Genomic DNA, 20,423 nt, shown 5'->3' on the forward strand with positions numbered 1-20,423 from the left:
ACCCCATGCCCCAGCGCCCCCAGACCGCCGCCGAAACCCGACAGGCCTTTCTCGACTTTTTCCGCGAGAAGGACCACGAGATCATCCCGACCGGCTTCCCGCTCGTCCCGCAAGACGACCCGACGCTGCTGTTCATCAACGCCGGGATGAACCCGTTCAAGGACGTGTTCCTGGGCACGGGCACGCGGCCGTACAGCCGCGCGGCGGACACGCAGAAGTGCCTCCGCGTGAGCGGCAAACACAACGACCTGGACGAGGTGGGCGTGGACACGTACCACCACACGTTCTTCGAGATGCTCGGCAACTGGAGCTTCGGGGACTACTTCAAGAAAGAGGCGATCTCGTGGGCATGGGAGCTCCTGGTGGACCGCTGGGGCATGGACCCCTCGCGCCTCTACGCGACCGTCCACGAGGGCGACGAGGCGTTGGGTCTGGAGCCCGACGAGGAGGCCGCCAAGTTGTGGGAGACCGAGACCACCATCCCGGCCGCGCACATCCTCTACGCGCCCAGCAAGGACAACTTCTGGATGATGGGCGACACCGGCCCCTGCGGCCCGTGCTCCGAGATTCACGTGGACATGCGGCCCGACGAGGAGCGCGCGCACGTGGCCGGGCAGGACCTCGTCAACAAGGACGACCCGCGGGTGATCGAGATCTGGAACCTCGTGTTCATCCAGTACAACGCGTCGGTGGAGGAGGCCTCTGGCGAGACCGTGACCACCCTCGCGCCTCTGGCGGCAAAGCACGTCGATACGGGCATGGGCTTCGAGCGGCTGACGGCCGTGCTCCAGGGCTCGTCGTCTACCTACGACACGGACATCTTCGCGCCCATCCTCCAGGCCGCCGCCGACCTCTCGCCAGAGGCCGGGATTCGCGGCTACAACGACATTGACGGGACGCCAGAGGAGGTCGAGCGTCAGCGCATCGCGCTCCGCGTGGTGGCCGATCACGTCCGCACGCTCGTCTTCGCGATCACCGATGGCGCGCAGCCGGGCAACACCGGGCGCGGCTACGTCATCCGCCGCATCCTCCGCCGTGCCGTCCGCTACGGCTACCAGGGCCTCGGCATCCGCGAACCGTTCCTGTTCAAGCTGGCCGAGTCCGTTATCGACACGATGGGCGAGGCGTTTCCGAGCATCGTGGAGTCCCGCGACTTTGTGACGCGTGTGATCCGGGCGGAAGAGGAATCATTCCTGAGAACTCTCGGGACTGGCATTGACATGTTTGAGGCCGTCACGGACTATATCAAAACCATTGCCGGTTATGATCTATCAAATCCTGCTATCGTCGAAGAGGCGATACCAGACGTGACTGAGAATCTTCTCACGAACTGGGGCTCAAGTCTGCGAGTGCTGGAGCATTCTTTCGAAGGTGACTACGTCAGTGGAATCCTTGAAGCTGCCAAGGTCAGTCGTTTTCCCGGCGAAGTGACGTTTGTTCTCCACGACACATACGGCTTCCCCTCCGACCTCACCGCTGTCATGGCACGCGAGCACGGGCTGGAAGTAGACGAAGCCCGCTTCGAGGAACTGATGCAGGAGCAGAAGGACCGCGCGCGCGCCGCCGGCTCCTTCAAGCAAGACAACTCCCAGGTCGACACGTGGGACGCCGTTCACGACACGCCAGAGGCCGTCGAGTTCGTCGGCTACGACGAGCTGAGCGTCGAGGACGCCAAGATCCTCCGCACCCGCGCCTCTGGCGAGGGCGAGGACGCGCGCTACGAGATCGTGCTGAGCAAGACCCCGTTCTACGCCGAGAGCGGCGGGCAGGTCGGCGACACCGGCACGCTCGAAACCGCCGGCGAGACCGTCCGCGTGCTCGACACGCAGAAAGGCGCCGACGGCGTCATCGTGCACGTCGTGGACCGCCTGCCGGGCGACGCTAGAGGCGCCGTGACCGCGACCGTCGACAGTGCGCGCCGTCAGAGAATCATGCGGCACCATACGGCCACGCACTTGCTGCACCGCGCCCTCCGCGAGGCACTCGGCGACCACGTCCAGCAGAAGGGCTCACTTGTGGCTCCCGACCGGCTCCGGTTCGACTTCTCGCACTACGAGAAGGTCTCGCCCGAGGCCATCGCACAGATCGAGCGGCGCGTCAACGAGGCCGTATTGATGAACCTGCCTCTGGCGGAGGAGCGCGGCGTGCCCATCGAGGAGGCCAAGGCGCGGGGCGCGATGGCACTTTTCGGCGAGAAGTACGGCGACGCCGTCCGCGTGATCTCGTTCACGAACGACGATGACTTCGTGAGCGTCGAGTTGTGTGGCGGCACGCACGTCCAGAGCACCGCCGAGGTCGGCACCTTCCGCCTCACGACCGAGACGAGCGTGGCCTCTGGCGTGCGCCGCATCGAGGCCGTCGCGGGCGAGGCCGCGCTCGCTTCCATCACGGCGGATCTGGACGAACTGAACACCGCGCGAGAGGCGCTGGGCCAGACGCCAGAGGGCATCGGCGCCGCGATCGTCGCGCTTCAGGCGCAGGCGAAGGCGTTGGAGAAGGAAGTCGCCGGCCTCAAGCAAGCCGCCGCCGCCAGCGGCCTGGACCAGTACATCGCCGACGCGACCGACGTGGACGGCATCGCGGTCGTCGCCGCCGAGATCCCGGGCGCCGACGCCGACGCGCTCCGCACGTTGGGCGAGGAGGCCCGCCAGAGGATGGGCTCGGGCGTCGCCGTGTTCGGCTCGCGCGACGAGGAGGCCGGCAAGGTCATGCTCGTGGCTGCGGTCACGGACGATCTCACAAAGCGCGTCCAGGCCGGGAAGCTGGTCGGCGCGCTGGCAAAGCACGTCGGCGGCGGCGGCGGCGGTCGCCCAACCCTCGCGACCGCGGGCGGCAAGCAGCCGGAGAACCTGCCCGTTGCGCTCAGCGCAGCGCCAGAGGCCGTGCGCGAGCTGATGGGGTAGGCTCTTCGCGAGGGGCGTCTGCGCGATCTCGTCGTGCTGCGGGTGTCGGACCGCTAGAAAGCGGATCGCGCTGTATTACCTCGGCCTCTGGCGCTGCGACGACGCGTGGCGCCAGAGGCCGAGGCCTCGTGTCGACCGGGTTTAGGCGGCTATACCAACGCAGACCACCGTTGCGTTGGGGGCACACACGAATTGCACACGGGGGATTGCGGTTGCCCTAGCTTCGTGGCATCTTCAAGCAGTCACTACGCCCCTGTTCCTGTGTCCTTTCGCCACTCCTGTTTTCTCCTCGCCGCGCTGATTGCGGCCGCTCCTGCCTGGGCGCAAAAGCCACGCAACGCCAGCGCTCTCGAACTGGGCGCCGACCCGACACTTGCGGAGCCGTTCCCGTCGTCTACGGGGCAGGCCAGTCTGACCTCCAGCCGGGCCGTCGCGCTGTACCGGCAGAACGCCGTCGTGCGCCCTGCGGCGCCAGAGGCCATGGCCCGCGAGTTCCTCTCCAACCACGAGAGCTTGTTGGGACTGCAAGAGGCGGACTTTGAGGTGACCCGCGTTCGCGAAGGCGATGTTGGCGCCGTTGTTCGCTTCCACCAGACTGTGGGCGGTGTGCCTGTCTGGGGCACGGAGACGATGGTGAACATCGACAAGGCCAACCGGGTCCAGACCGTGTTCAACGGAGCTCGTGACATCGGCCGCGTGTCCACCGATCCCACGCTGGCCTCTGGCGCCGCGCGCGCCACCGCGTTCGCGCACCTCGGCGTTACAGGCACGCTCCACTACGACGAGACGAACCTCGTCATCTGGCCCGGCGCCAGCGGCGCACGCCTCGCGTGGCAGGTCCGCGTGGAGGCCGAGGCCCCACGTGGCGACTGGGAAGCCATCGTGGATGCCCAAACGGGTGAACTGCTCCGCGTGGCGGACCGCCTCCTCACGCACCGCGGCGAGGACGACCCGACCACACCTCTGGCGATGCCGACGGTGGAAACGCACCCGCTCTACAAGCGGCTCGACGCGACGGGCTTCATCTTCGATCCCAACCCGCTCACGCGCGCAAAGGCCTCATACGGTGGCGGCTACGTGGACGGCGGTGACGCCAACACGCCACAGCTGGAAGCCGCCCGCTCGGCCGTCACGCTCCGCGATATCACGCAGGTGGGCTCGCGGTACGAATTGAAGGGGCCCTGGGCAGAAAGCGTGGACTGGGATTCCCCTCGCGAGGGGACCTACGGTCAGTCCACTCCAGAGTGGAACTTCACGCGTGACAACGACGCCTTCGAGGCCGCCACGGTCTACTGGCACATCGACAACTACATGCGGTACATCAACGAGACGCTAGGCGTCCCCGCGGTGCCACAGGCGTACTCGTCCGGTGTGCAGTTCGACTCCAAGGGGTGGAACGGCGCCGATAACTCCTCTTTCTCGTCTGGCTCTGACCGCCTCACCTTTGGCCACGGCTGCGTGGACGACTCCGAGGACGCGGACGTGATCCTGCACGAGCTCGGGCACGGACTCCACGACTGGCTCGCGAGCATCTCGCAGCAGAACGGCCTCAGCGAGGGCTTTGGCGATTACGTCGCGGTGAGCTACAGCCGCGGCCTCGGACTCATCGATCCTGCGAGCCCTCCCTACAACTGGGTGTTCAAGTGGGACGGTCATAACGAATGCTGGAATGGACGCTCAACGGCAATCACCTCCACGTTCCCGGCCGGAAACGGCATCCACGCGCAGGGGCAGCACTTCTCCACGTCTCTGATGCGCGTTTGGGACGTGCTGGGGCGGGAGCGGACCGACAAGGCCGTTTTTGAGGGCATGACCATGACCACCGGGTCTACAACTCACCCGCAGGCGGCGCAGGCCATCATGCAGGCCGCTGCCAACCTCGGCTACAGCCATGACGAGATCGGCGTCTTCTACGACAGCTTCGTCGCCCAGGGCTACAACGGCCTCACGCGTCCGGCAGCGACCGCAGGCGAGGAGGGCCCCGATCTCGCCTCTGGCGCCGAGTTCACCGCGCCCGCCCCGAACCCGTTCATGGGCACGACCCAGGTCGAGCTTCGCGTGGACGACGCGCAGAGCGTCACGGTCAAGGTCTACGACACGCTCGGCCGGCAGGTCACGACGCTCTTGGACGAAGTGCTCGTCGCGGGCCGCCGCTACCCGATCACGCTCGATGGCCGCGGGCTCGACGCCGGCGTCTACGTCCTCGTCGCCAGAGGCGAGACGTTCCAGCGCTCGCAGCGCGTGACGCTGACGCGGTAAAACGCCTGCCATGGGAGAATTCGACGGGCCGGGAGCACACGCTTCCGGCCCGTTTGTGTAGGCCTCTGGCGGCTAGCCCGCCTCGCGCCAGACCGCACATCTTCACCGGGGCCTAAAGGGTAACGCGCCAGAGGCCGTCCGTATCTTGGCCGCGGAGAGATGCCGGAGTGGTCGAACGGGCTAGTCTCGAAAACTAGAGTGCCTGTATGGGTACCGAGGGTTCGAATCCCTCTCTCTCCGCTCGCGCCCGCCCCTTCTGGGGGCGGGCGTTTTGTGTAGAAGGCCTCTGGCGCCAGAGGACCTGAGGCTTCGGCTCAGTCGATCTCAATGACCTCGACGCCTGTCGGGCGCGCGAAGCGCAGGCGGAAGTCCGAGGGGTTGACGAGCAGCCGGTTGTGCTCCAACTGGATGCGCACGCCTTCGCCCGGCGCCGTGAGCACCACACGTCGCGGCATCACCACGCCGTCCACGGTGTCGAACGCCGAAAAGCGCTGGTCCGCGACGACGGTGTTGCTGGCGTCGAGCTCTTGGGCCTGCACGACGCGCCAGAGGCTGGGGTCTACGACGAGAACGCGGCGCGTGCGGTCAGGACGGCGATGTACCAGGATGTAGCGACCGGAGTCCGGCGTCACGGTCCAGTCCATGCCGGCCTCTGGCGCCAGAAGCCCGGCGAGCGACTGCGCGAGGACCTCGGAGGAGCCCGCGCCCGGCACGTACCGGTCCGCCACCTCGATGTCGCCCACGAACAGCTTGCCGTTGATCTTGTCGTAGGCGACGAACGACTGCGGCGTGATCAGCCCGCGCCCGCCCTCAATGCCTAGGGGGCCGCGAACGGTTACCGTTGTGGAATCCGCGAGTCGGGCGCGGATCGAGTAGGTCGCCTTCTGATCCAGCGTGCGCGTCGTGATCTCGATGCGGCCGTCGGCCGCGTAAAACGCGACGGGCTGCGTCGAGCGCTGGATGGCGTCACGGATCTGAGCGGCCGTTTGATACGGGTACGCATCTGGAAGCTGGCCCTCGGGCGCGTCATCGACGAGGGGGCCGGAGCTACAGGCGGCAAGAGAGAGGGCCGTGAGGAGGAGAAGGGCGAAACGCATGCAGAGACGAGCGGCGGCGCAGACGCGCCAGGGGAGAGGGGAGATCAGCGGGCGCGAAGCCACCCGTTGTCGGGGTCGAGCACCAGGGCGCGGTCCCACGCCGCGCGAGCGGCAGCGGACTCGCCTCTGGCGGCGGCGAGGTCGCCAGAGGCTGCGTCCGTGAGGACAGGATCGGCGCCCGATGCGCTGGCGAGCGCATCGGCGGCTTCGGCAACGCGGTCTAGGGCAGCGAGCGCCATCGCGCGGAGGGCGTGGCCGTTGGGTGTCGGGGGGGAGAGGCCTAGCGCGGCCTCTGCATCGCCTCTGGCGAGTGCGGCCTCAGCGGCGGCCTCGGCCACGTCTGGGTCCGAGCCTAGAAAGAGCAGCGCGTCATCGGTCACGCGTGCGGCCCGATCGTCGCCGCTACGGACGAGGGCGCGGACCGCCAGAGGCCACGCGCCAGCATCACGCGGGTTGGTGTCCAGCGCCCGCACGAGCCGATCGGCGGCGAGGGCGTACCGCCTCTGCGCGTACGCGATGCGGCCGCCTAGTCCCAGCGCCTCCGGCGTGGCCTCTTGCGCAAGAACCGACGCGACGAGCGTCTCGGCTTCTTCCAGCGTGCTCTCGTCTTCGGCAGAGGCCTCGTAGAGATCGCGGGCGCGCTGCAAGCGGTCGGCGGGGGAGCGGGCGTCCGCAGCGGCCCCTGGCGTTTCTCCGCTCAACTCCGCGCGGAGTGCGCGGGCGGCGGCGTCGGACGGATGGCGCGAGAGGTAGCGGTCCAGCGTCGCGAGGGCTTCTGGCGCTTGATTCGCGTCGCGCAGCGCGGTCGCGAGCAGCATCGCGATGGCGCCCTCGTCCGGAGCGAGAACGGACGCGCGGCGGAGGTGCCGCAGCTCGGCCTCGCTGTCGCCAGAGGCGTTCGCGAGCACGGCTAGGCGGATGTGGACGGCGGGCGTCTCGCCCACACGCACGAGGGCCGATAGCGCGCGGACGGCGTCCGTCGTGCGGCCAAGCGAGGCGTAGAGGTCCGCGAGAGTCGCGAGCAGGGCCGGGTCGTCCGGGCGGAGGCGAAGCGCCGTTTCGAAGTGCTCCGCCGCGGCCTCCGGGTCGGACTCGCGGAGCAGTTCGCCCAGCCGGGTCCAGACAGCGGGCTCCTCTGGCGCGAACCGCGTGGCGGCCTCGGCGGAGAGAAAGGCTTCTTCCGGCCGCCCTAGCGCGATGTAGCTCTCGGCCAGCGCGTCGTGGACGGCGCCGCTCTCTGGCTTGAGCTCCAAAAGGGCATCCAGCACCCCGATCGCGCCCTGGTGGTCATCCTCCCACTGAAGCGCCAGCGCGGCGACGAACTCGCGGTGCGCGTCGCGCCCGTTTTGGGCCTGCGCCAGAGGCGCGGCGACAAGGACGAGGGCCAGGAGGGAGAGGCGGAGCACGGCGGAAGATCGGGGGGATCCCCCTCTAACGCTACCTTCGCGCCAAACGTGCCACCCCCGCGCAGTGCCCGACGTCCCCGCCGATCCCCGCCCCGATTCGCCCGAGCCGCACGCCGTCGCGCCGGTCCCGCCTCTGGCGCCAGAGGCGCCGGTTTCCAGCGGGCCGCGCTTCCGAGCGCCGGACACAACGCTGATCATCTTCAGCATCATCCTGCTCGCAGCGGTCCTGACGTGGATCATCCCGCCGGGTGCGTTCGAGCGGACCGAGCTGCAAGTGGAGGGCGTGGGGACGCGCGAGGTCGTCGTGCCGGGCACGTTCGCGCCGGTCGAGCGCGAGGTTGTCGGTGTACGCCAGAGGCTGATTCACACGGTCGCGATCGTGTTTCAGGCGCCGATCCGCGGGTTCGCGGACCCGCAGGTGGCGGACATCATCGCGTTCGTGCTGTTTATCGGCGGCATGTTTTCGATTCTCGCCGCCACGGGCGCTATCGATGCGGGGCTGAGGCGAACCGTGCTCGCGGCGGAGCGATCCCCGCGCCTGGAGCGCGCGCTGATCCCGCTGTTCATGGTGCTGTTTTCGCTCGGCGGCGCCGTGTTCGGCATGGCCGAGGAGACCATCCCGTTTGTACTCATCTTTGTGCCTCTGGCGCTGGCGCTGGGCTACGACAGCCTGACGGGGGCCGCCATCCCGTTTGTGGGCTCGGCCGCGGGGTTCGCGGCTGCGTTTTTCAACCCGTTCACGGTCGGCGTGGCGCAGGGGATCGCGGGCGTCTCGCTGTTCAGCGGCGCCGGCTTCCGCCTGGTGCTCTGGGTGTTCACGACGGGCATCGCGACGGCCTTTGTGATGTGGCACGCCGCGCGCGTCAAACGTGACCCACCAAAGAGTCCCGTCCACCGTCTCGACCTCACCAAGCGCGCCGATGCGACGCCGTTGACCTCTGGCGACGCCCGCTTTACGGGCCGTCACCGCGCCGTGCTGTGGACGTTCGCGCTGTCCCTGCTCGTGCTCGTGTGGGGCGTATTCCCGCGTGAGCGCGTGATCGAAGGCATCGGCACGGTCCGCGGCCTGAGCTACTTCGTGGGCGGCGAGGGGTGGTACATCATCGAGATTGCGGCCTTCTTCCTCGGCCTCGGCGTGATCCTGGCGATGCTCGGCGGGCTCTCGCCCAACCGGGCCGCTGGCGCGTTCATGGAAGGCGTCAAGGACCTCGCACCGACCGCCGTGATCATCGGCATCGCCAGAGGCATCCTCGTCGTGCTGGAAGACGGTCAGACGATCGACCCGATCCTGAACGCGCTCGCGAGCGGGTTGGAGGGCACGGGGTCCGCACTGAGCGCGATGGCGATGTTCGGTGCGCAGACGGCCATCAACTTTTTCGTGCCGAGCGGAAGCGGGCAGGCCGCGCTCACGATGCCGCTCATGGCACCTCTGGCGGACCTGGTCGGCGTGAGCCGCCAAACAGCCGTGCTCGCGTTCCAGATGGGCGACGGCTTTACCAACATGATCGTGCCGACGAGCGCCGTCCTTATGGGCGTGCTCTCCCTCGCGCGGATCCCGTGGCAGACGTGGGCGCGGTGGATCCTCCCGCTCCAGGTGGTCCTGTTTACGCTCGGTCTCATTGCGCTCGCCATCGCGTCCGCCGTCGGCTATGCATGACGGCGCCGTCTAACCCGGTGGACGCGGGCCTCTGGCGCCAGAGGCCACAGCCGGGAGGGTAGGGCGCGAGAGCGCGCTGGTAGCGGTTTTCCAGGCGATGTCAGCGGATACGGCTTAGGCCTCGGGCACGGAACGGGACTTGCAATCGTTTGGTGACTGCGAAGGCGCCTACTAGTTTGCGCCTTCCTCCCCTTGAGACCCATCCCACCATTATGACTCTCCGCATCTCCCGCTTTGTCGGCGTCGCCGCGCTGCTCGCGCTCGCGCTCCCCGCCTTCGCCCAGTCACCCGTCGGGCAGTGGCGCACCTTCGAGGACGGCAACGCCAAGTCCATCGTCGAGATCTCCGAATCTCGCGGCGTGCTGACCGGCCGCATCATCCGCCTCCTGCCGGAGGGCCGCACGTGTGGCAACTGCGTGGACCGCTACCCCAACGACGGTCCCGTGGCCGCCATGCGTGGCCGCCAGCTGAAGGGCTCCAACCTGCGCGATCTCGTCATCCTGTCTGGCTTTTCGGACCCGGATGGCGATGGGAAGTACACCGGCGGCTCCGCCTTCAAGCCCGACGAGGGCAAAAACTACAGCGGCTGGATGCAGGTGCAGTCCGACGGTCGCCTCCGTCTCACGGGCGGCTACAAGATCCTCGGCCGCGTGATCGGCAAGACGCAGTACTGGGAGCGGGTTCGCTAACCCCCGCCAGAGGCGTGGCTCGAACGAGCCTCTGGCGGCTCTGATCTGCTCGCCATCTGGAACAGAACTCGAAAGGGTGACGCCCTCTGACCTGACGGTCGGGGGGCGTCCTCGTTATACTCGGCTCTACACATCCTTCACACGCATGAAAGAGTCCGAACTCGCGCCGTGGGGCAGGGGGCTATGAGCGGCCTGGGAGGACACGTCCTCGTCCTGAACGCGGACTACCAGGCGATGTCCGTTTGCAGCGTGGAGCGCGCGATGGTGCTCGTGTTCCTGCAAAAAGCTGAACTCGTCGCCGACCGCGCCGACCGATTTATCCGCTCCGCCCGCGTGCAGCACCCGTGGCCCACAGTTGTGCGGCTCAAGCGCTATATCCGCGTGCCGTACCGCCGTGTGTTGCTCACCCGCCGGAACGTCCTCCGCCGAGACGATCACACGTGCCAGTACTGCGGGAGCATGGACAAGCTCACGCTCGACCACGTGATCCCCCGCAGCCGCGGTGGGCGCGACGCTTGGGACAACCTCGTCGCGGCGTGCACGCCGTGCAACAACCGGAAGGGGAACAAGACGCCCGACGAGGCGCGGATGCCTCTGGCGCGGAAGCCGTTTCGGCCCAGCCATGTGATGTACATGCGCGACCTGGTCGGTACGCTGGAGGAGACGTGGAAACCGTACCTGTTCGCCGCCTAAAGTGCGGCTGCCCGCGCGGAGCCAAAGCCTCTGGCGCCAGAGGCTTGGCGGCGTCTTCGAGGGACCACGGAGCGTTGTGCGCGTACGTCTGGGAGTCACTCCCCCCTTCGGATGAACTTCCTCTCGAACCCCATCGTGGCCCGTTTGCTGTGGCTGCTCCCGCTTTTGTTGGTCGCTATCGCCATCCTGCTGACCGTCAGCGGGTTCGAGCAGCGCGAGACGGCGGAGTACGGGGAACGCGTCGTGGCCGAGGTTCTCGACGTGGAGGTCCGCGAACGTAGCGAGATCACCCACGGCATGGTCAAGCTCCGCTACACGCCGCCAGAGACCGCTGCCCCGGTGGAGCGCTACATCGAACTGCCGCTGGCGTTCATGAAAGAGATCCAGGGGGACTTCGAGTCCGACTCCACGCTCGCGCTTCCCATCCGGGTACAGGCCGGAAGCGATCAGATTATCCTCGACGCCTTTTCCCGCGTGCAGTGGGTCATGACGTTCTCGTTTGCCGCGATGTCGGCCTTCGGCGCCATCTGCCTCGCCTGGCTCGTGGGCGGATGGAACCGGTTCCTGGCCCGCGAAGGCGACCCCGCCAACCGTGAGGTAACGGAGGCCGACATGGTCCCGCCTCTGGCGCCAGAGGCGTAGCGACCGGCGAGGGGGTGCCGTCTCGCGACGGCAAAAAAAGCCCCGCTTCCAGATCGAAAGCGGGGCGGAGGGCGTAGACGCCAGAGTGCTTACTCGATCGACTCCTGGACCTCGCGGTAGAGGTCGGGGTCGACGACGATGCGGCCGTCGTGCTCGGAGACCATGATGCGGTCACGCTGGCGGATCTCCACCTGGCGCTGCGGGGGCACGAGAAAGCCGGCGGCGGCGCCGCGCTCGATCGGGACCACGGCGCGTCCGTCGCGCATGCGGCCGCGGAGACGTTCGTACGCCTTGAAGTAGCGCTCGTCGATGTCCTCGGCCGCCTTGGCGCGGGCCTTCTCGAAGGCCTTCTGCTCTTTCGCGGTGTCCTTCTCGACGTGCGAGAGCTCCTCGTTCTTCTCGGCCAGCATCGCCTCCAGCTCCTTCAGGCGCTCGTCGGACGAGGACACGACGTCCTCGTTGTCGACGTCGCGTCCTTCCAGGGACTCGATCTCGTCGTGGGCGTTCTGGATCCGCTGGCGGTGCGCCTCGATCTCCTTGGTGAGCGCGTCGTACTCGCGGTTGTTGCGGACCTGGAGCTGCTGCTCTTCGTACTTACGGATCAGGCCCTCACTCTCGGCGATGTCGAGCTTGAGCTTTTTGCGCTGGACCTCGCCCTCCTTCTTCTCGGAGCCGATCTGGGAAAGGCGGGTTTCGAGCCCGGCCTTCTCGTCTTCGAGGTCGCGGATCTCGTCGGGGAGGTCGCCGCGGAGCTTGTCGAGCTGGTCGATGCGGCTGTCGATGGCCTGGAGGCGGACAAGCGCGCGGAGCTGGTCTTCGATGGAGGTGGTCGTGTCGGTCGCCATCTGGGGGTCGTGTCGCGAGGAGGAAGTGGAGAGACTACCGCCGGAGGCGACCGCGGGTTTTGCAGAGAGCCAGAATTCGCGAGGATGTGGGGAGGTAGGTGGCCTGACCTGTCCCGCCAGAGGCCGGCCACGCCCCGTACGTGCTTCGAAGTAAGCACCCTCGCGCACCGCCAGAGGCTTGCCTGATCTCTCCGGAGAGCCTCTGGCGGAATCCCCGGTCGCTTCGTGCGAGTGCTGGGGACGTGCGCCATCTTCTGGCTTCCATCTCTGATCCCTCTCTCATGCCACTCATCGCCTCCGTCTCCGGAATCCGCGGCGTCGTCGGCGACGGCCTCGATGCCGCCGTCCTCGTCCGCTACACCGCTGCCTTCGCCGGCTGGCTCCGCCAGACCGAGGACCGGCCGACCGTGGTCGTCGGGCGCGACGGCCGCGACACGGGCGAGGTGTGCGCTCGCATCGTCACGGCCACGCTCCAAGCGTCCGGTTGCGACGTCGTCGACGGCGGGCTCGCCACGACGCCCAGCGTCGCGATGGGCGTGCTGAAGCACGAGGCCTCTGGCGCCATCATCCTGTCCGCGAGCCACAACCCGGCGGAGTGGAACGCGCTCAAGCTGCTTGGCCCGTCCAGTGCGTTCCTCACGCCGGAAGAGGGCGGCGAGGTGCTGAAGATGGCCGAGCAAGAGCCCGCAGCGTATGCCGTCGGGCACAAAGAGGTAGGCTCGTACGTGCAGGACGACCTCCTGCCGTACCACATCGAGAAGATCCTCGCGCTGAACCTGATCGACCCCGAGGCGATCCGCGCCAGAGGCTTCCGCGTGGTCGTGGACGGCATCAATTCGGTCGGCGCGTTCGCCATCCCGGCGCTGCTACGCGAGCTCGGCGTGAGCGACATCGAGGTGCTCAACGGCGAGGTCAACGGGCAGTTCGCGCACAACCCGGAGCCGCTGCCGCACAACGTGACCGGCATCATGGAGCGCGTCAAGGCCTCTGGCGCCGACCTCGGCGTGGTCGTGGACCCCGACGCCGACCGGCTGGCGTTTGTGGAGGATGGCGGAGCGTTTTTCGGCGAGGAGCTTACGCAGGTCGTGGCCGCAGACTTCGTGCTGGGCCACACGCCCGGTCCCATTGTCACGAACCTCTCCTCCAGCCGCGCGATGGACGACATCGCGGCAAAGCACGGCCAAGAGTCCCACCGCGCCGCCGTTGGTGAGATTAACGTGGTGCAGGAGATGCGCCGCGTGGGCGCCATCGTGGGCGGCGAGGGCGCCGGCGGCGTCATCCTCCCCAAACTCCACTACGGCCGCGACGCGCTTGTGGGCGTTGCGCTGACGCTGCAGTACCTCGCGGAGAGCGGCAAAGCGCTGAGCGAGATCCGCGCGGGCTACCCCGCCTACCACATCGCCAAGCACAAGCTGCCTCTGGCGGGGCTGGACGCGAAAACGCTTCTCGCCTCGCTTGCCGAGTCCTACGAGGCGGCGCCAGAGGCCCGCGTGTCGACCGTAGACGGCGTGAAGGTGGACTTGCCCGAAGGGTGGGTCCATGTCCGTACGTCCAACACCGAGCCCATCGTCCGGGTCTACGCCGAGGCCGAGACCGCCGCTGGCGCGGATGCCCTGGCGGAGCGGTTCAAGCGCGAGCTCGTCGAGGCGTGATCGGGACCATCTTTGCGGCCCTCGTCTGCTACGCCTCTGGCGCGTTCGCCGCGCCGGCGGCGGGGTGGGAGGGCCTGCGCTTCGCGTATGCAGGAGACGCGCCTCCGGTCGCCCGGACGCTCGTGATCGCGGCCGTCGAGTGCTTTGTCGGCTTTGGAACGGCCGCGCTGGGCGTAGGGCTGGCCATCCTGACGCCGGCGCCGGATACGCCGACGCTCGTGGCCGCCTCGGCCGTCGGGTTGGGCTTCGGCATCGCGCGGACCCTCCGCAGCGCGCGCAACTCGGTCGCCATTGAGGCCGCCGCCGAAGAAGCCGCGCCGGACCGGCCCGACGCGCCAGAAGCCATCGGGGCTCGCCTCCGCCGCCTCGCGCTGTTCTCCGCGACCGTCCGCGGCCTCGCTGCCGTCACGGTACCGTTGGTGGCGGCGCTGCTCGGCTAGCCTCTGGCGCCAGAGGCGGCCCTAGCGGACCAGGACGGCCTGGCGAGACGCGGTAAACGTCTCGCCCGTCACTCGGACCACGTACGCCCCGGCCGGGAGCGAGCGCCCGTCTAGGACGAACGATTCGGTGTAGTCGGCGCCGACCGCGCCACTAAAGACGTGCGCGACGAGACGGCCCGAGAGGTCGTACGCGTCGACGCTGACCTGCTGGCGTGCGTCCACGGCGAGATCGAACGAGACGCGGCCCTGGGAGGGGTTCGGCTTCCCATCGGACAGCGCGTAGCCTTCGGGGCCGACCTCGATGGGGGGCTCGACGCCAGAGGCCACGAAGGCGGGATCGGGTGAGAGCACAAACAGTCCGTTGTTGCCGTCGTTCGCGATCAAAACCCCGCTGGAGAAATACGGGTAGTTGCTCCACTGCCCGTTAAAGCTCCCACCGTTGCCCTGCGGGTAGGTGTCGAAAAAGCCGACCTCGGTCATCTCATCGTCGCCGATGCGCGCGAGGTCGTAGATGCGCGTGCCGCCCTCGTAGTTGCTCAGGAAGGCGTGGGATCCCCGCACGTACAGGTTGTGGTCGCGCACGGGGATGTCCGCGATCGTGGCAAAGGCGTACTGCGGGCTGTCCAGGTCGCTCAGATCCATCACGATGGTCCGTGTTCCGTTCGCCGACGAGTCCAACTCATCGTCCACGATGAAGTAGCGCTGATCCTCGGTGAACCACCCCTGGTGCGTGTACCCCGGGTTGGGATAGAAGCCGCGCGAGATCTGGACCGGGCTTGACTTGTCCGTCACGTCCACGATGGTCACGGTGTCCTCGTTGCTCGCCACACAGATCTGCTTTCCCGTGTGGTCGGTATCGGGGCCGTTGTACACCACGCACTGCGCGTCGTGGGTATAGCCGTCCTCGTCGAAGCAACCGGCGTACGTCGGCGCCAGAGGCTGGCGGATGTCGACCATGTGGAGGCCCTGGCCCCCGCAGGTGGACGCGCTCACGCCCACGCCGTAGGCGAAGCCGCTGACGTCGTCGATGACGATGTTGTGCGCGCTTCCGAAGCCGGTGTAGCGCGCATCCGCCGCGAAGGTCTGGGGCGGGTTGGTAACGTTGCGCAGCCGCGTGAGATCGAAGACCTGCATGCCGTGGCCGCCGGCCTCACTCACCACGAAGGCGAACGTCCCGTAGGTCTTGATGTCGCGCCACGTCGAGGGGTTCGTCGCGGTCGGGAGCTTGCCCAGGAAGACGGGGGCCTCTGGCGTGGTCACGTCCACAAAGGCCGTCCCGTTGCGGAGGCCTACAAGCGCGTACTCGCGGTCGGTCTCCGGGTCCGTCCATCCCCAGATGTCGTTGCCCTCCGACGGGGCGGGGGAGCCAGAGGTCGCGAACGTCGCCAGAGGCAGGTGCGCGTACAGACCGACACGAGAGCAGGGGTAGCCATCGGCGCTCCCGTTCGTGCATGGGGTCTGCGCGGACGCGGATGCGGCCGCGACAAGCGCGAGGGCCGTGAGGGACAGGAAGCGCATGGGGAGTCGTTGGGTGGTGCTACGCGGCAGCCTCGGATGTGCGGGCGTCCTCGAAGCGGTTCTGAGCGCGGTTCTTCCGGACGGAGAGCGCGTCGAAGACCTGGCCGTTCATGGCCACGTACACGCCGGGCCGGAGGGTCTGGACGGCCGCCCACGCGAAGCCGACGTTGAACTCGGCGTCTGACTCGCGGAAGCGGGCCGGCGTCAGCGACCCGACGAACACGACGGTCTTGGTGGAGGCGGAACCGAGGCGAGCCGAGACGACCTGCGCCGTTTTCGCCATCGTATCCGTGCCGTGGGTGATCAGCACGCGCTCGGCAGGCGTCTCCGCGATGGCGGTCGCGATGACCTCGCGGTCCTCGTCGGTGATCTCCAGGCTGTCTTTGCGGAGCAGCGTCTCGACCTCTAGCGGGAACTTGACGCCGGCGGTGCGGAGGATCTCGGCGACGAGCGGATCGCCGATCTCGAACTCGCTCTGCGCGTCGAAATACACCTTGTCGATGGTGCCGCCCGTGGTGAAAACCTGAATCATGGGGTCTGCGTGGTGGGTCGCCTCAGGATGTCCTGCACGGCGCCGAAAAGAGCGGAGACGTCCTCCGGCTGCTCGCTGTGCTCGCGCAGTCGCCTCTCGACGGCGACTGAATCCGTGCCGTGATGTGCGAACGCGAGAGCACGGAGGCTGTCCAGCGGCTCGCCGGTGGTCTCCGCGCGGGCGTCTGCAAGGTGCAGGTCCGCGAGGATAATGGCCAACGTGGTGTCTGTCGGGACCGCGCCCTCCTCGCCAGAGGCCTCTGGCGACTCGCCGCAGGCGGCGAGCAAGAGCATGGTGGAAAGCGCCAGAGGCGTTTTCACGCGGCCTCTGGCGCGTCGACCTCCATGCGAAGGAGATGGGCAGCGTAGGTCTTGCCCTGCGCGTCGAGCTTGAGCGAGACCGTGCCGCCGCCGCCGAGGGCGCCGTGGAGCATGAAGTTCAGCGCCGAGAGGTTGGGCAACTCGAAGCGCTCGACCTCGCCGTCCACGCGGGGGCCGAAGTGCGCCTTGACGCGCTCAGGCGTGACCTGCTCGCGCAGGAACTCGTAGTGGGCGGGGTCGCGGGCAATGAGGCCGACGTTGACGGCGTCGCCTTTGTCGCCGCTGCGGCCGTAACAGAGATCGAGGAGCTTGGGCACGTGCGTTGGGAGAGGTGTGCTGGAAGCTACGGGCGCCGCGGGCCTCTGGCGCCAGAGGCTACGCCTCCGCTTCGGCGCGGGCCTCGTCCTGGGTTGTGCGAAACGTCGTCGCGATGGCCTCCATCTGGCGGAGGAACTCACGCTTGTCCAGCGTGCGGCTGGGCGCGAACGTCATCCCGTAGTAGAGGTAGAGCCGGTCGGTCTCCGGGTCCACGAACGCGTAGCGGATAAACGCGCCACCCATGAGGTCTTCCACCATGAACCAGAGGCCACGCGTCTCGCGCGCTTCTCGGCCCGCCAGAGGCAGCGTCTCGCGCACCATCGGGCGCCGGAAGTCCTGCTGCACGTAGCTGTCGTCTTCCTCGCCTCTGGCGAAGACCTCCAGCAAGCCGTCGGTCAGGCGGTCCATCTCGTCATCGGAGGGGAGCTCGCTCACGCCGTCCTGGGTGAAGACGAAGAAGTCACGCCAGGAATCCGGGATCACCCGGCGGAATCGGATAAAGTCCCCCGTCCGGCCTGCGACGGTCAGAGTGGAGTCCTGGATCTGCACGTAGTCGTGCTGCATCGCCACGGTCCAGCCGCGCGAGGCCAGGAGCTCGGTCTCGATCTCGTTCTGACGCCCGGCGTCGAACATCTCGCGCGTGGTCGTGGCGAGCACGTTGCGGTCGAAGGCTGCGCGGAGGGAGTCGCCGCGCTCAATGATGGCGCTCGCGAGGAGCGAGTCGTTCGCGGCCGTGGCCGTCACGGCGATCTGGCCCGCGGCCCACAGGTTTTCGCGGATGGTGACGGCGACGGAGTTGCCGGACTCGATCGCGCCCTGCTGACCTTCGGGGATTCGCGCCCGGATGTACTCACCGATGGGCGTCTCCACGCCGATGGGTGCCACAAAGATGACGTTGCGCGTCTCGCGGATTTGCGACAGGAACTGGCTCGCCAGAGGCTGATACCGCAGCTTGAACGCGCCCTGCTGGTTGGGCAACGTCATGATGGGCTTAGCGAGCTCCTGGCGCACGGCGTCGCCCACGGTCCCGGCCCACGTCGCGGAGTCGGTCACGACCAGGATCTCGGGGATCGCGCCGACGGCGGGCTGGAGCCCGACGAGCGAGCGCTCGCAGCCGAGCAGCGCGGCGCCAGAGGCGAGAAGGGCGAAAACGGCGAGGCGGAGTCGGATCATGGGTCGGGTGGAGCCTTCGGTCAGGCGTCGTGGCGGGTGGCGCCGTTTTTCAACGTAGTGGCCCAGTCGCGTATTTCAGCCAGCCGAGCCTCTGGCGACATCTCCTCGCGCCAGAGGCGGTCGGCGAGGCGGATGAGCGCGCTGCCGACGATAACGCCGTCGGCCTCTTTTCCGAGCCGCGCGGCGTCATCGGCGGTGCGGATGCCGAAGCCGACGCACATGGGAAGGCCTCTGGCGTGGATGGCCTCGCGCGTACGGGCGAGGTAGGCGGCCGTGATCTCGGCGTCGGCGAGCTCGGCGCCCGTGAGCCCGGCCTGCGAGACGGCGTAGACGAAGCCCGTCGCGCGCTCAGTGACGAGTGCGACGCGGTCGGGCGCGGTGTTGGGGGCGACGAGGTAGACGGTCGTGAGGTCGTGGTGGGCGGCGGCCTCGTCGAGTTCGTCCGATTCCTCTGGCGGGAGGTCGGGGAGGATGAGGCCGTCTACCCCCGCAGACTTCGCTGCGGCGCAAAAGTCGCTCACGCCGTAGCGGAGGACGGGGTTGGCATAGCCCATCAGCGCCAGAGGCACGTCGGATTGTTGCCGGAGGCCTCTGGCGATATCGAACACGCCGTCCATCGTCATGCCTGCCGCGAGGGCCCGCTCGCTCGCCTGCTGGATGGGCAGGCCTTCGGCGACGGGGTCCGAGAACGGCATGCCGAGCTCGATAAAGTCGGCGCCGCCAGAGGCCTCGGTGCCTTCGGCTGCGGCGAGCAAAATGTCGAGCGTGGCCTCTGGCGTGGGCGTGCCGGCGGTGAGGAAGAGACCGAGGGCGGTCTCGCCGCGGTCGCGGAGGGCGTCGAGGGTGGAGCGGAGGCGGTTCAAAGCGTTTGCTGGGTACGCGGTGCGGGGTACGTAGAAGGTGGAGACGTACCCGGTACCCCGTACCCCGTACCTCTCGGCGCCAGAGGCCTCTAGCGTCAGCCGCCGAGGCGCGCGGTGATGGTCTCCATGTCCTTGTCGCCGCGGCCGGAGCAGTTGAGGACCACGACCGCATCCGGGTACTCCTGCGCCAGAGGCGTGAGGAGCGCGACGGCGTGGGCCGTTTCCAGCGCGGGGATGATGCCTTCGGTCTCGCTGAGGAGTTGGAGCGCGGTCATGGCCTCGGCGTCGGTCACGGGGCGGTAGTCGATCCGGCCGGTGCTCTTGTGGTAGGCGTGCTCGGGTCCGACGCCCGGGTAGTCCAGACCGGCGGAGATGGAGTGCGCTTCTTGCACCTGCCCGTCGCTGTCCTGGAGGAGGTAGGAGCGCGAGCCGTGGAAAACGGCGAGGGAGCCGCGGCTGAGCGTCGCAGCGTGCTTCTGGCCGGGGCCGAGGCCTTCGCCAGCGGCTTCGGCGCCGACGAGAATGACGTCGTTGTCGTCCACGAACGGCGCCCAGATGCCGATGGCGTTGCTGCCGCCGCCGACGCAGGCGACGATCACGTCGGGCGTCTCGCGGCCTTCGGTTTCGAGCAACTGCGCACGCGTCTCCTCGCCGATGATGCGGTGGAAGTCGCGCACGAGCGCCGGGTACGGGTGCGGCCCGACGACGCTGCCGATGATGTAGTGCGTGTCGTGCGGGTTGCTCACCCAGTCGCGGAAGGCCTCATTGGTCGCGTCCTTGAGCGTGCGGCTGCCCGACATCGCGCTGCGCACCTCGGCGCCGAGCAGCTTCATGCGCTGCACGTTGAGGTTCTGGCGGTGGATGTCCTCCTCGCCCATGTACACCACGCACTCGACGCCGAAGAGCGCGCACGCGGTCGCGGTCGCGACGCCGTGCTGGCCCGCGCCGGTCTCGGCGATGATCCGCTTCTTGCCCATCCGCATCGCGAGCTGCACCTGCCCGATCGCGTTGTTGATCTTGTGCGCGCCGGTGTGGCAGAGGTCCTCGCGCTTGAGGTAGATCGGGCCTCTGGCGCCGATGCGCTCGGCGAGCCGGTCGGCGCGGGTCAGCGGCGTCGGGCGGCCGACGTAGTCGCGCAAGAGGCGGCGGTGCTCGGTCCAGAAGGCCTTGTCGCCCTGGATGGACTGCCACGCCTCCTTGACCTCCATCAGGACAGGGTGGAGGATCTCGGGCACGAAGGCGCCGCCGAAGTCGCCGAAGCGGCCTCTGGCGTCCGGGAGTTGGGTACCGGGTACCGGGTGCGGGGTACGTGGAAGCGTGGTAGTCATCGGTGGGAAGTCTGAACCGTGTGGGGCGCGCGATGCGCCAGAGGCCAGATAAAGGGAGGCGTGGCGAGTACCCGGTACCTCGTACCCA

The 20,423-nt window shown here is 68.1% G+C and carries 18 protein-coding genes and 1 tRNA gene; 9 read left to right on the plus strand and 10 right to left on the minus strand.

From position 1 onward, the window contains the following. Positions 1 to 5: 5 nt before the first annotated feature. From alaS to BSZ36_RS06150, 3 genes are all read left to right on the plus strand, one after another. Positions 6 to 2,903 carry an alanine--tRNA ligase gene (alaS, locus tag BSZ36_RS06140; RefSeq protein ID WP_094547030.1) on the plus strand — a complete coding sequence of 966 codons (2,898 nt, stop codon included), beginning with the start codon at positions 6 to 8 and terminating at the stop codon, positions 2,901 to 2,903. 261 nt (positions 2,904 to 3,164) lie between these two features. After that, the gene (locus BSZ36_RS06145) at positions 3,165 to 5,162 is read left to right on the plus strand and encodes a T9SS type A sorting domain-containing protein (protein ID WP_094547032.1); all 1,998 of its coding nucleotides are present in this window, start codon (positions 3,165 to 3,167) and stop codon (positions 5,160 to 5,162) included. A gap of 153 nt (positions 5,163 to 5,315) precedes the next feature. After that, positions 5,316 to 5,402, plus strand: a tRNA-Ser gene (locus BSZ36_RS06150). Positions 5,403 to 5,476: 74 nt separating this feature from the next. Here BSZ36_RS06150 and lolB1 read toward each other — a convergent pair. After that, entirely contained in the window at positions 5,477 to 6,259 is a 783-nt protein-coding gene (lolB1, locus tag BSZ36_RS06155) for a lipoprotein insertase outer membrane protein LolB1 (RefSeq protein ID WP_094547034.1), read from the minus strand. Positions 6,260 to 6,303: 44 nt separating this feature from the next. Then, positions 6,304 to 7,665 (minus strand): tetratricopeptide repeat protein, encoded by a 1,362-nt coding sequence (locus BSZ36_RS06160; RefSeq protein ID WP_179271055.1) that lies wholly within the window; start codon positions 7,663 to 7,665, stop codon positions 6,304 to 6,306. A 64-nt stretch (positions 7,666 to 7,729) separates the two neighbouring features. Between BSZ36_RS06160 and BSZ36_RS06165 the strand changes: the two genes are divergently transcribed. From BSZ36_RS06165 to BSZ36_RS06180, 4 genes are all read left to right on the plus strand, one after another. Continuing rightward, positions 7,730 to 9,322, plus strand: coding sequence for a YfcC family protein (locus BSZ36_RS06165; RefSeq protein ID WP_218827583.1), 1,593 nt, complete (start codon positions 7,730 to 7,732; stop codon positions 9,320 to 9,322). 212 nt (positions 9,323 to 9,534) lie between these two features. Next, positions 9,535 to 10,011 (plus strand): DUF2147 domain-containing protein, encoded by a 477-nt coding sequence (locus BSZ36_RS06170; RefSeq protein WP_094547036.1) that lies wholly within the window; start codon positions 9,535 to 9,537, stop codon positions 10,009 to 10,011. 192 nt (positions 10,012 to 10,203) lie between these two features. Further along, positions 10,204 to 10,704, plus strand: coding sequence for an HNH endonuclease (locus BSZ36_RS06175; RefSeq protein WP_094551203.1), 501 nt, complete (start codon positions 10,204 to 10,206; stop codon positions 10,702 to 10,704). Between the two features lie 111 nt (positions 10,705 to 10,815). Next, positions 10,816 to 11,346: a hypothetical protein gene (locus BSZ36_RS06180; RefSeq protein ID WP_094547038.1), complete on the plus strand. Its 531-nt coding sequence runs from the start codon at positions 10,816 to 10,818 to the stop codon at positions 11,344 to 11,346. An 89-nt stretch (positions 11,347 to 11,435) separates the two neighbouring features. Here the strand turns inward: BSZ36_RS06180 and BSZ36_RS06185 are convergent, their stop codons facing one another. After that, positions 11,436 to 12,191 (minus strand): zinc ribbon domain-containing protein, encoded by a 756-nt coding sequence (locus BSZ36_RS06185; protein ID WP_094547040.1) that lies wholly within the window; start codon positions 12,189 to 12,191, stop codon positions 11,436 to 11,438. Positions 12,192 to 12,472: 281 nt separating this feature from the next. Between BSZ36_RS06185 and glmM the strand changes: the two genes are divergently transcribed. Both glmM and BSZ36_RS06195 read left to right on the plus strand, forming a co-directional pair. Then, a complete protein-coding gene (glmM, locus tag BSZ36_RS06190; RefSeq protein WP_094547042.1) occupies positions 12,473 to 13,843 on the plus strand; it encodes a phosphoglucosamine mutase in 1,371 nt (456 codons plus the stop codon). After that, positions 13,840 to 14,283: a hypothetical protein gene (locus BSZ36_RS06195; RefSeq protein ID WP_094547044.1), complete on the plus strand. Its 444-nt coding sequence runs from the start codon at positions 13,840 to 13,842 to the stop codon at positions 14,281 to 14,283. The genes glmM and BSZ36_RS06195 overlap by 4 nt, the downstream gene beginning before the upstream one ends. 21 nt (positions 14,284 to 14,304) lie before the next feature. On the opposite strand, the gene BSZ36_RS06200 is transcribed toward BSZ36_RS06195, so the two are convergent. The 7 genes from BSZ36_RS06200 to trpB all read right to left on the minus strand — a co-directional run bounded on the left by BSZ36_RS06200 (position 14,305) and on the right by trpB (position 20,335). Then, positions 14,305 to 15,801: a choice-of-anchor B family protein gene (locus BSZ36_RS06200; protein WP_094547046.1), complete on the minus strand. Its 1,497-nt coding sequence runs from the start codon at positions 15,799 to 15,801 to the stop codon at positions 14,305 to 14,307. Between the two features lie 19 nt (positions 15,802 to 15,820). After that, positions 15,821 to 16,333 carry an asparaginase domain-containing protein gene (locus BSZ36_RS06205; RefSeq protein ID WP_094547048.1) on the minus strand — a complete coding sequence of 171 codons (513 nt, stop codon included), beginning with the start codon at positions 16,331 to 16,333 and terminating at the stop codon, positions 15,821 to 15,823. Continuing rightward, positions 16,330 to 16,626 (minus strand): DUF4296 domain-containing protein, encoded by a 297-nt coding sequence (locus BSZ36_RS06210; protein WP_218827585.1) that lies wholly within the window; start codon positions 16,624 to 16,626, stop codon positions 16,330 to 16,332. The genes BSZ36_RS06205 and BSZ36_RS06210 overlap by 4 nt, the downstream gene beginning before the upstream one ends. A 23-nt stretch (positions 16,627 to 16,649) precedes the next feature. Continuing rightward, positions 16,650 to 16,970, minus strand: a complete 321-nt coding sequence (locus BSZ36_RS06215; RefSeq protein ID WP_094547052.1) for an AtuA-related protein — start codon at positions 16,968 to 16,970, stop codon at positions 16,650 to 16,652. Positions 16,971 to 17,028: 58 nt separating this feature from the next. Beyond that, positions 17,029 to 18,144: a DUF4837 family protein gene (locus tag BSZ36_RS06220; protein ID WP_094547054.1), complete on the minus strand. Its 1,116-nt coding sequence runs from the start codon at positions 18,142 to 18,144 to the stop codon at positions 17,029 to 17,031. A 20-nt stretch (positions 18,145 to 18,164) separates the two neighbouring features. Continuing rightward, entirely contained in the window at positions 18,165 to 19,007 is an 843-nt protein-coding gene (trpA, locus tag BSZ36_RS06225; RefSeq protein WP_094547056.1) for a tryptophan synthase subunit alpha, read from the minus strand. 95 nt (positions 19,008 to 19,102) lie between these two features. Then, complete coding sequence (trpB, locus tag BSZ36_RS06230) at positions 19,103 to 20,335, minus strand: tryptophan synthase subunit beta (protein ID WP_094547058.1); 1,233 nt, start codon at positions 20,333 to 20,335, stop codon at positions 19,103 to 19,105. Between the last annotated feature and the right edge of the window lie 88 nt (positions 20,336 to 20,423).

The sequence above is a fragment of the Rubricoccus marinus genome (assembly GCF_002257665.1).
Taxonomy (GTDB): domain Bacteria; phylum Bacteroidota; class Rhodothermia; order Rhodothermales; family Rubricoccaceae; genus Rubricoccus; species Rubricoccus marinus.

Coding starts and splice junctions, on each gene's coding strand:
- alaS (WP_094547030.1), top strand. CDS start 6: ATGCCCCAGCGCCCCCAGACCGCCGCCGAAACCCGACAGGCCTTTCTC.
- lolB1 (WP_094547034.1), bottom strand. CDS start 6,259: ATGCGTTTCGCCCTTCTCCTCCTCACGGCCCTCTCTCTTGCCGCCTGT.
- BSZ36_RS06170 (WP_094547036.1), top strand. CDS start 9,535: ATGACTCTCCGCATCTCCCGCTTTGTCGGCGTCGCCGCGCTGCTCGCG.
- BSZ36_RS06180 (WP_094547038.1), top strand. CDS start 10,816: ATGAACTTCCTCTCGAACCCCATCGTGGCCCGTTTGCTGTGGCTGCTC.
- BSZ36_RS06185 (WP_094547040.1), bottom strand. CDS start 12,191: ATGGCGACCGACACGACCACCTCCATCGAAGACCAGCTCCGCGCGCTT.
- glmM (WP_094547042.1), top strand. CDS start 12,473: ATGCCACTCATCGCCTCCGTCTCCGGAATCCGCGGCGTCGTCGGCGAC.
- BSZ36_RS06200 (WP_094547046.1), bottom strand. CDS start 15,801: ATGCGCTTCCTGTCCCTCACGGCCCTCGCGCTTGTCGCGGCCGCATCC.
- BSZ36_RS06205 (WP_094547048.1), bottom strand. CDS start 16,333: ATGATTCAGGTTTTCACCACGGGCGGCACCATCGACAAGGTGTATTTC.
- BSZ36_RS06210 (WP_218827585.1), bottom strand. CDS start 16,626: ATGCTCTTGCTCGCCGCCTGCGGCGAGTCGCCAGAGGCCTCTGGCGAG.
- BSZ36_RS06220 (WP_094547054.1), bottom strand. CDS start 18,144: ATGATCCGACTCCGCCTCGCCGTTTTCGCCCTTCTCGCCTCTGGCGCC.
- trpB (WP_094547058.1), bottom strand. CDS start 20,335: ATGACTACCACGCTTCCACGTACCCCGCACCCGGTACCCGGTACCCAA.